The following is a 13,276-nucleotide window of genomic DNA, read 5'->3' as shown; positions in this document are numbered from 1 at the left end:
CTGCTCTTGTGTGGAAGTTGGCTCATGGTAGCAGACTCGTGAACTTTGACTTTCCTATTACCTCTTTTCGCACTTTTTTTTTGCTAGCACCCGCGGCATGCGCTAGTTTGACGACTTCAGAATTATTGTCGCGGGAGTACAGGATGTTGGAGTCAATCGAGGCCGCTCTAACCGCGTGGCTATTGCCGGGCGCATCTGCGTTACTGGCTCTGGTAGCAACCTACGCCACCTTCCGCGTTGCGTTGGGAGTGACACGTCGGGTTACCCGCTCCAAGGCCGTTCCCCGTATCTTTTTAGACGCTGCCGCCCGCGCCCTGGGTGTCTTTTCATGTTTGCTGGTGCTGAATGGGGTTCTGGAAACCGCACCTGAAGGTCTTCCCATGCTGGCGGAGCTGCAGCATTTCGCCACGCTGTTGCTGATCTTGTCGATGACCTGGGCGGCGGTGCGCTGCACTTCGGCCATCGGGGATGTGGTTGTTATACTCAACCCGGCACTTGAGCACCAATGGAAACGTGCCCGAAAAGTTGAAACACAGACCCGTTTTTTGGTTCGCGGCCTCAATGTCCTGATTGTGATTATAGGGTTGGGGGGCGCCCTGATGACCTTTGACGGCGTGCGCCATGTTGGTGGCAGCCTACTGGCTTCCGCCGGCATTGGCGGTATTGTTTTGGGTTTTGCGGCCCGCCCGGTGCTGGGCAATCTGCTGGCGGGCGTGCAGATTGCGCTGACCCAGCCGTTTCGTATAGACGATGTGCTCCATGTTCAGGATGAGTGGTGCTGGGTCGAGGAAGTGACAGCGACTTACGTGGTGTTGCGGGTTTGGGACTTGCGCCGGATGATCGTGCCGTTGCAGTGGTTTATCGAAAATCCGTTTGAAAACTGGTCGCGCAATAGTGCCGACCTGATGGGTACGGTTGTTCTCTCAGTCGATTACGCCATGCCGGTGCAGCCCTTGCGCGAAGAGTTCGCGCGGCTGCTCAGGCAATCTTCCCTGTGGGACGGAAAAACGGAGACAGTGCAGGTGACCGAATCGAACGAGCGGGCGTTACAGATACGCTTCCTGATGAGTGCCTCGAATTCCAGCAAGGCTTGGGATTTACGTTGCGCGGTGCGCGAGGGGTTGGTGACCTTTGTTCAGGCTAGCTATCCGGAATATTTGCCAAGGGTTCGAGCGCGGCTGGTGGATGATCCAGATGCTGCCCTTGATCAGTAAATTGTATCATTGCGGCTGTTCGCGAGTTTTAGGGGGGGCTTTGGTTCATTGTGACGCAATGATTTCAAAGCCACATAACGATTTAAAAAACCACACGAAAAGGTGCTCTCACTATGACGGAATTCAAACAGGTTGCTGGCCTTTCAGCAGACCAGCTTCGCAACATTGAACGTCATCTTGATCGTCGCTATATCCAGCCTGGAAAGTTGCCTGGCGCGTTGACACTGGTAGCCCGGAGGGGGGAAATTGCCTACGTGAAAGCCCAGGGGCTGATGGATGTGGAACGTAACAAACCTGTCTGCCGGGATACGGTTTTCCGCATTTACTCGATGACCAAACCGATCACATCGATTGCCATGATGCAGCTTTACGAACAGGGGCGGTTTTTGCTGGATGATCCGGTGCAAAAGTACATTCCGGGGTGGAAAAACCTGCAGGTTTATAAAAGCGGTGTTTATCCCAATTTTCTGACTACGCCGGCCACCAGCACCATGACCATTCGCGACCTGTTCACCCACATGTCGGGCCTGACTTACGGATTTATGAACCGCACCAACGTTGACGCGGCCTACCGTGAGTTAGGGCTTGATGGCAGCCGGAACCTAACGCTGGAAGCACTGGTGAACCAACTTGGGGAACTACCGCTTGAGTTTTCACCGGGTACGGCCTGGAACTATTCCGTCAGCACGGATGTGCTGGGGTATTTGGTGCAGTTGCTGGCGGATCAGCCTTTAGACGAGTATCTGCGCGACAATATCTTTGGCCCACTGGACATGCCAGACACCGGTTTCCAGGTTCGTGATGATCAGCTCGACCGCTTCGCCGCCTGCTATCAGTACGAGCCCGGTGACCAGCTCAAGCTGCAGGACGATCCGGAAACATCACATTTCCGACACAAAAATAAGTTTGTGTCTGGCGGCGGCGGGCTGGTTTCCACAATTGACGATTATTTCCATTTTGCCCAGACACTTTGCCAGGGCGGAGAGTTTAGGGGGCGGCGGATTATCGGTCGAAAAACTCTGGAATTCATGCGCCGCAACCACTTGCCGGATAATCAGGATCTGCCAGGCCTTGCGGTTGGAGCCTTCAGCGAAACGCCTTATGCCGGAACCGGCTTTGGCTTAGGTTTCTCGGTTAAGACAGACGTTACCAAATCCCAGGCCAACGGATCGGCTGGCGAGTACGGGTGGGGGGGCCTGGCGAGCACCAACTTCTTTATCGATCCGGTGGAGGAACTGGTCATGATTTTCATGACGCAACTGATCCCCTCGTCGTCTTATCCGATCCGGCAGGAGTTGCGGGCCATTGTGAATGGGGCTTTGGTGTGACCCACCGGGCTCTATAACGTCAGGGAGTCCGGGATTGAAAAATAAATCTCTCCCGGCTTATTTGATGTTACTGGTTGAGAATATCAATGATTTCTCGGGTATCCTTGATAATTGTATAGACTCGATCCTCGATCTCTATCCGCTGACGGTTGCCATCGACGTCGCGGATATTGCCGAAGCGCAACAGCTCCCGGTCGAAATAATCACCCTTCCGGTAATTCAGCTTTTTCTGCCAGCCCGGCGGCAGTGGCTGGCCACGCTCGACTTTCTTTTGCAGGCCTGGTGGTAGCTGATCGCTATGAGATGACTTGGCCATTGCCGGTGCGGCGCCAATCATTACGCCCAACAGGGCAACCATCAGAATAGACTTCATAATCTATTAACTCCCAGAATTGCGACACCACTAAGCTAACACGGGACCGAACGGGGTGACGTTAACACTGGTTCATGCCTGACAAAATCAGGCCCTCAAAAACCGCCCGTTAATCCCATCTTGAGCCCAGTGCCGCAGCCGTCATGTCGGTGGTTCCCAGAACAGACTTGGCACTCACCATAGAGCTTGGCCGCGCCAGCTTTTCTGCAAGTTATGAGAAAGGAGCGGGACGTGCGAAGTAGTATCCCTGCTGGAAAAACACGCCTGCTTCGTGCAGCCAGGCCCGGTCCTCTTCCGTCTCAACGCATTCCGCAATCAGCGTCATCCCAAGGGTATCTATGAGTGGTACAAGACCGGTTACCAGATCCTGGGCACGCTGATCCAGCACCGCCGCGCGGACAAAAGAACCATCGAGCTTAAGCTTATCCAGCGGATACTGCCAAAGGTAAGACAACGACGAATAGCCCACACCGAAGTCGTCGGCAGCAATCTGAACCCCGCGTTCGTGTACTGCCTTTAAAGGCTCCAGCACCAGCTTCGGTGAACTGAATACCCTCTCTGTGATCTCCAGGGTCAACCAGTTTGGTGGCAGCTTGCTCTGGGTCAGGGCTCGATCCAGTCGTTTCAAAAAGTCCGGGGCCGTAATGGTATTGGCTGTAATGTTGACCGCTACCGGCTTGCCCATGGACATCGCTTCATAACACGCACGCTCAAGGACCCAAAGATCGAGATTAACGATAAGCTGCATTTCTTCAATCACTGGAATAAAGTGCCCGGGCAGGATCAGTCCCCGCCACGGGTGTTGCCAGCGGATCAGGGCCTCCATAGAAACCGTTTCCCCGGTACGTGTGTCAACCACAGGCTGGTAATAGAGTTGAAATTCAGATTCACGAAGAGCGCGTTGGGCTTCAGCCGGTACCCAGCTGTGGGCTAATACGCGGTCCTCGAGAGCCAAGCTGAAAAAAAAGTGGTTGAGGCCGGAACGCCGGGTCCGTTCAAGGGCGATGGTGGCCCGCCGTTCCAGATCCTTTGCAGTTGAGCCGTCCTGAGGAGAGCGGGCAATGCCCACATTTACGCGAAGCATGAACTGAAGCAGACCAACTTTCAGTGGTTCATCAAACAACAGGTTTATGGCCTGAATACGCTCAATGGTATGGTCGTCACTTTTATGCTGAATGAGCAGAATAAACTCGTTGCCGGCTACCCGGCCAACGTACTCATCCTCGGCTAGTGATCGCACGATACGCCCGACAGCCTGATGGAGCGCGTGATCACCCAGATCCTGGCCCAAGGCCTGATTAATGCGCCTGAAGCCTTCGATTTTAAGCCGAAAGACGGCCCATTGAGTGTCGGGATGGCGGTTGAATGCTTCTTCAGCTTGTGCCATGAGCACCCGCCGGGTTGGAATGCCCGTGGTAGGGTCCATCTTCTGGAGTTCGTGAGGATTATCCTCCAGAGGTTGGTTGTCGGTCAGTACAATGGCCAACGCGAGCACTTCCTGGCCTCTTTTTGTATCCACAGGAATGAGTTCCCAGGCTACATCCATACCACCAACTCGCTGGCGACAGTTCTGTAGGTCGCCTCCCATAGCCTTGGAGTGGGCCTCTCGTAGTCCCCGGTTTCCCGCCGTTTCGGGGAATAAAGTGTCGATGTATTCCCCGAGCGAATGTTGATCTGTATTAAGAATCTTGTCGATACTTTCGCCACCGCCGGCCACAAGAACGCCAGCACCGTTAAGCAAAAGCTTTATACCAGGGGTATCTTCGACTGGAAAATCATCGAGGAAGCTGTGCGGATCCCAATTCCATGTGCCATTCACCATGTATCCGATTCCTTATCTGCGGCACCAGCGCGTACTTGCGAGCAGTATGACACTCATCCCCGCGATTGTGTAAACGTCGCTAAATCGACATATTTACTCTCGGTTTAACTGTAACAATTTTTTTGAAACCCGCACTAATTACGTATTCTGCCGCGATGATGAGCGCTGGCTCAGTCGCCGAAACTGATTAGGCCCGATTCTTACATCAGGCTTCGGCCGTTAGGACTTATTCACCAGGACTTGCGGTCATTGGGCAAGTTTTATCGACAATTTCAGGTTTCGTTTTGCTTCTTTCCGACTCCCCGGTTTATCGGTTAACTAAGCCCCAGCACTTTCTTACGCTGTTCTGCCCAGGTATGAATCAAGTGATCTACGGCCAGGCCAATAAAGGCAACGCATAAGCCGAGCACTATGCCTTGGCCCATGCCGTTGGCTTCAGACAAAGACTGCATGATGAGCTGGCCTAAGTCGTCGGTACCGATAAAGGCGCCGATGATAATCATAAACAATGAGAATATGACGGTTTGGTTGATGCCTAGCATGATGTGCGGGAACGCCAGGGGCAGTTCAATTTTCAGTAAGCGCTGCGTGCGGTTAACCCCTGACATAGACCCGGCCTCTTGCAAGCTTTTCGGCACGTTACTCAACCCTTCCACGGTGTAACGTGTGGCAGGAATGGTGGCGTACACAATCACCGCAATAAGCACCGATAAATCACTCACACCAAACAACATAATGACCGGGATTAAGTAAACGAACGACGGAAACGTCTGAAAGGTGTCACACACCAGCAATATGAACTTCGTTGCCCTGGGGCTTCGCGAGCACAAAATGCCAACACTACAACCAATAATAACGGAAATGATGACGGCAAAAGTGGCCATGTAGGCCGTAATTAGAGCGCGGTCCCACCAAGGGGTTAGTGCAATAAAGGCAATAAAAGCCGTTGCAGTGATAGCAGAGCGAAGGCCGCCAACGATGTAACCCGTGCCTGCAACCAGGAACAGAGTTGCCGCGACGGGCATCGCTAGATAAGCCTCTTTCATGGGCATCAAAATCCAGGTAATCATGAAGAAGTTGAAGCTTTGCACGCTGTCGTAGGTATTGGTGATAATCCAGTCAACAATGGAATCCCAGAACTTTTCGGTAGTAAGTCCTTGTGACTCGTGAATAAAGTAGAAGTAATTGGCTTTGTCTGGGAAAACCATGGATGCGACATAGGCAATAACAGAGGTGAGAATCAGAATTCCCACGAAGGCGAGTGAATACTTGTGACGCAAGTGAAACGGTACGTCAGCAAAGTAATCCACCTGCTTTTTTGCCCAAGCCAGAGATAACCTGTCCAGAACCACTGCAATCAAGACAATGGATATACCAAGTTCGAGGGCCTGGCCTATCTTGAGCATATTCAAAGACACGAGTAAGTCGTAGCCTAGACCCTTTGCCCCGATAAACGATGCGATAACGGCCATGGCCAAACACTGCATGATGACCTGATTTACACCGATCAAAATGTCATGGCGTGCGGTAGGGATCAACACTTTAAACATAAGCTGGCGTGCATTGCAGCCACTCATCATGCCGGCTTCCACCACTTCTGGAGAGACCTTTTTAAGGCCCAGAATGGTGAGGCGAATCATTGGAGGGGTGGCAAAGATAACCGTTGAAATAGCACCGGCGTGGTCACCAATGCCGAAGAACACCACCACCGGGATCAGGTACGAGAAGTGGGGCATGGTTTGCGCCACGTTCAACAGTGGCGCCAGGATGGATTCGAAGATTTTGTTCCTGAAGGCGATGATGCCCAAGGTTAATCCCAGGAAAACCGATAAGGGCACGGCCACCAACACAAACGATAAGGTTTGCATGGCGGGTGTCCACTGACCAAACACAGCAATGTAAATGGTGCTGATGCCGGCTAGAAGTGACAGATTGCGGCCACCAAGATACTGCCCTGTTAAAAAGGCACCCGCAGCAACAGCGGGCCATGGCAGTGCCGGAATTCGAGCCCACTCGTTGGCGCTGATAAAATCCCAGCTGGTAAAAGCCACAACCGTTTTAACGCCCCCTAACAGAAGCTCACGAATCAGGTTGATGCTGAACAGAACCACGCCAGACAAGTCGCGGGTAAACTCTTTCATCATGGTTGACTGTTCGGTGATGCCCAGCTCGGCATCGTAAGTCTCGACCACCCAAAAATCATTGATGAGGAATTTAAGGCCGTCGTTAACAGCGTCCGGCAGCAACCAGAATTGGGTTTCCTGCAGGCGCCACAGGTTACCGCCTGTGGCTGGGTCGATAGCCATAACAAGGGCAAAGAACACCACCAATAAGGCGACAAACTGCATCCATTTATGTTCGGTAAAATATTGCATTAGGCTTTGCTCATAACTTAGTTATTAACTGGCATGCTGTTAGTTTCACCAAACAAGACGTCTATCATAATGTTGCGGTTTAACGCGCCAACAATATTGCCCTCGGCATCAGTTACAGCCACTGGGTGTTGCTCGGTCAGCACGGATCCGGCTACGGTTTCGATAATGGCGTTGGCAGAGACAGTGACGTCGCTCATCTTGGCGGTGGCGTCGTATTCTTCCATGATGGTTTTGCATGAAAGTACGCGCTCGCGCGGCACGCCACGGGTGAACTTGGCGACGTATTCCGTGGCTGGTTTCAGCACGATGTTGGCCGGGGTGTCAATTTGTTCGATAACGCCGTCTTTCATAATGGCAATGCGGTCGGCAAGGCGAAGCGCCTCATCAAAATCGTGGGTAACGAATAAGATGGTTTTGTGCAACACACTTTGTAAACGCAGGAATTCGTCCTGCATTTCCCTGCGGATCAGTGGGTCCAGAGCTGAGAAGGGCTCATCGAGGAACCAGATTTCAGGTTCTACGGCCAATGAACGGGCAATGCCAACCCGTTGTTGTTGACCACCAGAGAGTTGGCGTGGAAAGTCGTTTTCGCAACCTGTGAGCTCTACCAGGTTCACCATGTCCATCGCACGGGCCATGCTGTCGCGAGTGCTTATGCCTTTTGCCTGTAATGGTAGGGCAATGTTTTCGAGAACGGTTTTGTGAGGCAGAAGGGCAAAACTTTGGAATACCATGCCCATTTTATTACGCCGGATGTTGATGAGTTCCTTTGCATTCATCGCAAGCAGGTCTTCACCATCAATAAAAATACCGCCCGCAGTTGTGGCTATCAGGCGTGAAATGCAGCGTAAAAGTGTGGATTTGCCAGAACCTGACAGGCCCATAATAACGAGCATCTCACCTTTGTGTACTTCAAAAGAAGCGTTGTTAACACCAATAACACATCCTGCTTTAAGTAATGCTGCTGTATCTACTTTTCCGCCGGATTTTTCCAGAATTTTTACAGCGTTATCGCCAAAAATTTTATAGACAGACTCGCACTTGATGACCGGCTGAGCTGACGTTGACATAATCAAATTCCCGTATAAAAAGTGGTGCTAAGAGATAAGGTTGCTGGCGATAGTTCAGTGGATATATCGGACGAACAAGCGCAATAGATTATTGTTGCACCGCGTCAATGGCTCTGCTGTTACTGAAAAAACAGAATAAAAAATAGAGATTCTGAATATAATAGCTAACCTGAATGCAGCGCACTCAGGTTAGCGTATTAAGCTTACAACCAGGCTTTCCAAGTTGCTTCGTTATCAGCCAGCCATTTAGCGGCGGCTGCTTCGTGGGACATGCCATCGATGTCTACCAATGCTGCCATGTTGCCAATATCGCTTTTGGTAAAGGATACGTTGTTAAAGATCTTATAAGCAGTTGGCCATTTTGCGGGCATTTGATAATAAGCGGCTTTCTTTAACCAACCGGCCGGGGGCGAACCACACTTGCCATCACCGCCGTCTGACTTTTTGCAGCCTGCCGTATACGCGGGAAATTCAACGAAGCTGCCACCGTCACCGGCATCGGTGAAGTTAGGTGACCAGTTAAAAACCACTACGGCGCGGTTGTCTTTTGCTGCAGACTCTAGCTCAGCCCAAAGTGCACCGGATGATCCGGCAAACTTGGCGGTAAAGTTCATATCAAGTGCTTCAATGCGGTCTAGGGTTTCTTGGCCATGCCAATCCATAGGGCCGTCAAGATAACGGCCTTTGCCACCGCTGCCTGGCGTTGCAAACAGTTCGGCGCAATCGTTCAGTGCTTCCCAAGAGGGTAGGCCCGGGCATAAATCGCCTACATACGCAGGGTACCACCACTCTTCTTGAGTCGCAGAGGCGTGCGTGCCTACATCAATAATACCGCCGGCGTCTAAAGCATTGTTAAAAGATTTTCCAAAAGTAGACTGCCAGACTTCATGGGCAATAGTAACGTCGCCGTTACGAACAGATTCATAAACCGCTTGGCTATCAGCAGGTACGTAAGAAACGTTATCGCCAATGCTTTCAAAAATACCGCCAATAACGTAAGCCATCGTAATTTGGCTGGTCCAGTTATGGGTGGCAATTACAATAGGCTCTTTTGAATCTGCTTGGACTACAGTCGCGCCAAGCACCAGTGAGCTAACTGCAGCGGCAGTCGCAAGTTTATTTAAAAATTTCATACACATCTCCGAAAAGTATTGTTATCCATAATGGATTATTTCGTACTTTCTTTGATTATAGGCAAAGTCCTGTCTTGTTTTTGGCGCAAAATTATACTGGGCAAAAAAATAGACGACAATGACTGCATCGCGAGCTTTCTTTAAAAGCACGTCATTAATCCAGCGCCCAAAAAGGTACTTCTAAAAGCCATAACGACTTCGGTTTTTAGGTAGTGCGCGCCAAGGTCGAATGTATTAATGGCGCAATTCTATGAAGGCTGTATCTGTCTTTGAGCAGGCTTTATCTGTCGGTGAAACAGAGGGCCGAGGGCGGGCAGGCCGCCGATGAAACGCGAGATCTCGAGAATACGCCGGAAGAGAGCGCTCGAACTGGTCAAGCAGAAAACTACTTGATAACTCGTATACCAGAACCCTTAGGCTAACACATCCTGGCTGCGAGCGTTTTTTCGCTTGAGGAAAACCGGTTAAAGCCAGTTCTGAAAAATAAATGTGCCCCCGCCTATCGTGCTGCTGGAGTTGATACAGCACTGGCTGTTGTGCGTATACTAATCCAAGGTCCTTGAAACTCGGATCAGTTTTGTAATACGAAAGGAAATGTATGAATCATTCCAAAGAATTACTGCAATCCCCACTTTTTCAGTCTGTTGCAGGTCTGGCTTTCGAGTCGGTGATGGTAACGGACGTGACTGATGATCATAAGAATTCAGTGATCATTTATGTCAACCAGGCCTTCACCGACCTGACGGGCTATTCGGCTGAAGAAGTGCTGGGCAAAACGCCTGGTCTGCTGCAGGGGCCGAAAACCGATAAAGCCGAGACAGATCGTTTGTCTGATGATTTGAAGAACAATCGGACCTTCCACGGTAGCACTGTTAATTATCGCAAAGACGGTACTCCTTTCAATATTGAATGGAAGGTATCTCCGGTGATGGATGGGGCTAAGGTCACGCATTATGTGGCGGTACAGAGAGCGGTTGGTTAAGATTTAGAAACGCATCTCTGAGCAGAACGTGTCAGGCCAGTACGCTGGCTTGACGTGACTGCCGCAACGGCTAGCTGCGCATGGTTCTTGTGTTTGGCATGCAGCTTGAAGCAAAATATTCAAAGCCTTTGGTAACAAAATTTGTTCAATAGTGTCTAGTCATTATCCCCTCCATTTGAAGGAAAAATGACATGACCGGGCACTTCTCTCTGATGACCATAATTCTGCTTTTCACCAGCAGCGCGCTGGCGACTGAACCACTCGTTTACACCGGCTTGCGGAGCAACACCGCTTTAGGTGGCTACGATAGCGTAAGCTACTTTGAGTCAGGGCAGCCAGCCAAGGGCTCTGCCGGGCACGCAACCGAGTACAACGGCGCCACCTGGCGCTTCGCGAACCCTGAAAATCTTGCCAGATTCAAAAACGATCCACAACGCTACGCGCCTTCCTACGGAGGTTATTGTGCCTGGGCTGTAAGCCAAGGCTATCTGGCCAAGGGCGACCCGCAGCATTGGGCTATCAGAAACGAGCGGTTGTATCTGAACGTCAACAAATCAGTGCACGACCAATGGCTTGCAGACCCGGAAGGTTTTATTCTCAAGGCCAACGCAAATTGGCCCAGGGTGCTGGAATAAGAGTCACTACAAACCGGACCAAGTCTATTTCAGGTACAATTTGTAATCTGACACGGAGGGTTCGCCTATGATTCCTAATACTATGAAAGCGATGGTTCTTACCGGTCACGGTGGGATCGACAAGCTCAAATACCAGAGCGTACCGACACCGCATCCGGCGCCTGGGCAGGTGCTGGTGCAGGTGACGGCAACCGCCAAGAACAACACCGACCGTAAAGCTCGCGAAGGGCTTTATCCCACCAAAAAGGGAGAGATGACGTCTTTCCAGATGGGTGGCAAGCCGACGTTGATTTTTCCCCGCATTCAGGGCGCCGACATAGCGGGTCGCGTGGTGGCGGTGGGTGAGGGCGTTAGTGAAAGCTGCCTGGGCGAGCGTGGGTTACTGGATTTTAACATCTACGCCGATGCCCGCAGGGACATCAACCTGACCCCTGATTACTTCGGCCACGGTGCAGACGGTGGCTATGCAGAGTATGTCGCACTGCCCTCGGACCAATTTCATCACATTCCCAACCCGGAACTGGCTGATGCCGAACTGGCCGCCATGGGTATGTGCTCGTATCAGACCGCCTACCACATGGTTACCTCCGCCAATATTCAGGCAGGCGAGCGGGTACTGGTTACCGGTGCCAGTGGCGGCGTGGGTACCGCGCTGATCCAGTTGTGCCGCATTGTGGGCGCTATCCCCTATGCTCTGAGTAAAGACGACAAGGCCGATGCGTTACTTAAGCTTGGGGCTGAGGCCGTATTGGACCGCTCTGATATGAGCAGCTTTGTTGACCGGGTAAAGGCGGTAACGGGCGGCAAACCGTTTGACGCGGTGATGGATCTGGTGGGTGGAGAGATGACTGACACGTTCATCGACACCATGATCTTTGATATGAATGCTCGCAGTACCTATCCGAGGTTGAGCATTGCCGGTGCCAGTGGTGGCAACATCAGCGAGATTCTCTGGACTCGTATTTACCTTTATCAGGTACAGATTTTTGGGGTGTCTCACGGTACCCGTGAGGAAGCCGATCAGCTTATGGCCTGGATTCGAGGCGGGCAATTGAAGCCGGTGCTTCACGGCGCGTTCAAACTGTCGGATCTGCATCACGCCGAGGTTTATTTTGAGAATCGGGGCAGCAATTACCTCGGCAAGATCGTGATTGTTCCCGACGCGCAGTGGAACGAGCATGGCAAGCCTTTCACCCTGGGGAATGTGTGATGAAACCGGAACTGACCATTCAGTTGATGGATACCCATGCCGGTGGCGATGTCAGCCGGATTGTCACCGGCGGTATTGATCCGCTGCCGGGGGACACCGTGCGCGCCCAGATGGAATACCTGCGGGACCATGCCGATGGCTTGCGCCGGTTGTTACTGGAAGAGCCCTACGGTATTCCCGAGATGTCGGTAGACCTGCTGGTGCCGCCGACAGATCCACGCGCAGCGGCCGGGTACATCATCATGGAGGTAATGGGTTATCCGATTTACTCCGGTTCCAACACCATCTGCACCGCCACCGCTGTTCTGGAAGCGGGCATTGTGCCCAAGCAGGAAGGCAGGCAACAGTTTCTACTGGAATCGCCAGCCGGGCTGGTGCAAATAGACGCAACGGTGCGCGACGGGGTGGTGGAATCCATCACCTGTGAAGGTCTGCCCAGCTACATTCACACCTACAGGGCTACCGTTGAGGTGCCGAGTTTGGGGAGGGTGACCTACAGCGTTGCTTACAGTGGCGGTTTCTATGCGCTGGTAGATGCGAAAGAGCTGGGGTTTGACCTGACGCTGGACGAAGAGCGCAGGCTTGCCGAAGCGGCTCATGCCATTGTTGAGGCGGTGCAGGCGGAACGACGTTTCTCCCATCACACGTTAGGCGATGTGGGGCCCTTGCCGTTCCTCCACTTCATGGGGCCAGTGGAACCTGTGGGTGAAGGCTATTACCGTTCCCGTTCAGCTACTTATGTGCATCCCGGCGTTATCTGCCGCAGCACCACCGGTACCGGGACGTCGGCGCGGCTGGCCTTGATGAATTACGAAGGCAGCATCAAACCCGGTGACCGGCTGGAAACGGTTTCTTTGCGGGAAACCAGCTTCATCGGCGAGTTCAGTGCAGTGGAGCAGAGCGGCGAAGTCCAGATGGTTAAGAACCAGATTACCGGCAAGAGTTATGTGATTGCCCGTTCCGATATTGTCGTCAACTGTGACGATCCCATGGTGGAGTGTGGCAGCTTGCACCACATTTTATCCGGTCAACAATAAGGCGCTAAAGGCCCACTGTGACCAAGATTGACATGGCCAATTAACGTTGGGGCATTGTTCCGCAGACTACGCGGAGCAGTAGTCGATGTGCTGGCGA

At 52.2% G+C, this 13,276-nt stretch carries 11 protein-coding genes; 6 read left to right on the top strand and 5 right to left on the bottom strand.

Annotation, left to right across the window (positions count from 1 at the left end; all coding sequences use genetic code 11):
- The first annotated feature begins 143 nt into the window (after nucleotides 1–143).
- Together MRBBS_RS14720 and MRBBS_RS14715 are read left to right on the top strand one after the other, a co-directional pair.
- Nucleotides 144–1,214, top strand: a complete 1,071-nt coding sequence (locus MRBBS_RS14720) for a mechanosensitive ion channel family protein (RefSeq protein WP_014872359.1) — start codon at nucleotides 144–146, stop codon at nucleotides 1,212–1,214.
- A gap of 113 nt (nucleotides 1,215–1,327) precedes the next feature.
- Nucleotides 1,328–2,542: a serine hydrolase domain-containing protein gene (locus MRBBS_RS14715; RefSeq protein ID WP_014872358.1), complete on the top strand. Its 1,215-nt coding sequence runs from the start codon at nucleotides 1,328–1,330 to the stop codon at nucleotides 2,540–2,542.
- Nucleotides 2,543–2,609: 67 nt separating this feature from the next.
- Here the strand turns inward: MRBBS_RS14715 and MRBBS_RS14710 are convergent, their stop codons facing one another.
- The 5 genes from MRBBS_RS14710 to MRBBS_RS14690 form a co-directional block, all read right to left on the bottom strand.
- The gene (locus tag MRBBS_RS14710; protein ID WP_014872357.1) at nucleotides 2,610–2,915 is read right to left on the bottom strand and encodes a hypothetical protein; all 306 of its coding nucleotides are present in this window, start codon (nucleotides 2,913–2,915) and stop codon (nucleotides 2,610–2,612) included.
- Between the two features lie 211 nt (nucleotides 2,916–3,126).
- The gene (locus tag MRBBS_RS14705; RefSeq protein WP_014872356.1) at nucleotides 3,127–4,737 is read right to left on the bottom strand and encodes a putative bifunctional diguanylate cyclase/phosphodiesterase; all 1,611 of its coding nucleotides are present in this window, start codon (nucleotides 4,735–4,737) and stop codon (nucleotides 3,127–3,129) included.
- Nucleotides 4,738–5,051: 314 nt separating this feature from the next.
- Nucleotides 5,052–7,112 (bottom strand): ABC transporter permease, encoded by a 2,061-nt coding sequence (locus MRBBS_RS14700; RefSeq protein ID WP_014872355.1) that lies wholly within the window; start codon nucleotides 7,110–7,112, stop codon nucleotides 5,052–5,054.
- A 17-nt stretch (nucleotides 7,113–7,129) separates the two neighbouring features.
- Nucleotides 7,130–8,182, bottom strand: a complete 1,053-nt coding sequence (locus tag MRBBS_RS14695; RefSeq protein WP_014872354.1) for a quaternary amine ABC transporter ATP-binding protein — start codon at nucleotides 8,180–8,182, stop codon at nucleotides 7,130–7,132.
- Nucleotides 8,183–8,385: 203 nt separating this feature from the next.
- Nucleotides 8,386–9,315: an ABC transporter substrate-binding protein gene (locus MRBBS_RS14690; protein ID WP_014872353.1), complete on the bottom strand. Its 930-nt coding sequence runs from the start codon at nucleotides 9,313–9,315 to the stop codon at nucleotides 8,386–8,388.
- A 598-nt stretch (nucleotides 9,316–9,913) separates the two neighbouring features.
- Between MRBBS_RS14690 and MRBBS_RS14685 the strand changes: the two genes are divergently transcribed.
- From MRBBS_RS14685 to MRBBS_RS14670, 4 genes are all read left to right on the top strand, one after another.
- The gene (locus MRBBS_RS14685; protein ID WP_014872351.1) at nucleotides 9,914–10,297 is read left to right on the top strand and encodes a PAS domain-containing protein; all 384 of its coding nucleotides are present in this window, start codon (nucleotides 9,914–9,916) and stop codon (nucleotides 10,295–10,297) included.
- Between the two features lie 191 nt (nucleotides 10,298–10,488).
- Nucleotides 10,489–10,932 carry a YHS domain-containing (seleno)protein gene (locus MRBBS_RS14680; protein ID WP_014872350.1) on the top strand — a complete coding sequence of 148 codons (444 nt, stop codon included), beginning with the start codon at nucleotides 10,489–10,491 and terminating at the stop codon, nucleotides 10,930–10,932.
- A 67-nt stretch (nucleotides 10,933–10,999) separates the two neighbouring features.
- Complete coding sequence (locus MRBBS_RS14675) at nucleotides 11,000–12,142, top strand: zinc-binding dehydrogenase (protein ID WP_014872349.1); 1,143 nt, start codon at nucleotides 11,000–11,002, stop codon at nucleotides 12,140–12,142.
- A complete protein-coding gene (locus MRBBS_RS14670; RefSeq protein ID WP_014872348.1) occupies nucleotides 12,142–13,179 on the top strand; it encodes a proline racemase family protein in 1,038 nt (345 codons plus the stop codon). The genes MRBBS_RS14675 and MRBBS_RS14670 overlap by 1 nt, the downstream gene beginning before the upstream one ends.
- Nucleotides 13,180–13,276 lie beyond the last annotated feature (97 nt).

The sequence above is a fragment of the Marinobacter sp. BSs20148 genome (assembly GCF_000283275.1).
In the GTDB taxonomy this organism is placed as follows: Bacteria; Pseudomonadota; Gammaproteobacteria; order Pseudomonadales; family Oleiphilaceae; genus Marinobacter; species Marinobacter psychrophilus.
The sequence above is the reverse complement of the archived record's forward strand: the minus strand, read 5'-3'. Positions and strand labels throughout refer to the sequence as shown.